At 34.5% G+C, this 411-nt stretch carries 2 protein-coding genes; one reads left to right on the plus strand and one right to left on the minus strand.

The window, feature by feature from the left end; all coding sequences use genetic code 11:
- Positions 1–126, minus strand: a 126-nt coding sequence (locus tag A9G32_RS02110) for a transposase (RefSeq protein WP_141672863.1), incomplete at its 3' end; no start/stop codon positions are given.
- A 108-nt stretch (positions 127–234) separates the two neighbouring features.
- Between A9G32_RS02110 and A9G32_RS02115 the strand changes: the two genes are divergently transcribed.
- Positions 235–411 (plus strand): transposase (locus tag A9G32_RS02115; RefSeq protein WP_141671710.1); only part of this gene is annotated, 177 nt, incomplete at its 3' end.

Consider the following 411-nt stretch of genomic DNA (forward strand, 5'->3'; position numbering starts at 1 on the left):
TTTTTCTCGCCATTTATAGAAAGTTGAATTACCCATGCCATATTTACGGCACAGTTCTTTAACCGGAATACCCGCTTCAGCTTCTTTTAAAATAGCGACAATTTGATGTTCAGTCATTTTTTTCATAATTAAATCCCCTTTTCTTTTATCATAGAGAATTGGATCGGCTACACTAAATCATACAACTTTTTTAAGGGGTAAGGTAAACTTATCACAACTAAAAAAGGAACAAATATGAATAAGATTAAACGCAAAAGACGAACATTCACAGATGATTTTAAACACCAAATGGTCAGTCTTTATCAACATGGTAAATCACGTAGTGAAATCGTTGCCGAATATGATTTGACACCATCAGCTTTGGACCGTTGGATAACGCAAGCAAGCCAAAGCGGCTCATTTAAAACAAAA

Origin of the sequence: Gilliamella sp. Gris3-2 (assembly GCF_001690345.1) — a bacterium.
Lineage (GTDB): Bacteria > Pseudomonadota > Gammaproteobacteria > Enterobacterales > Orbaceae > Gilliamella > Gilliamella bombi.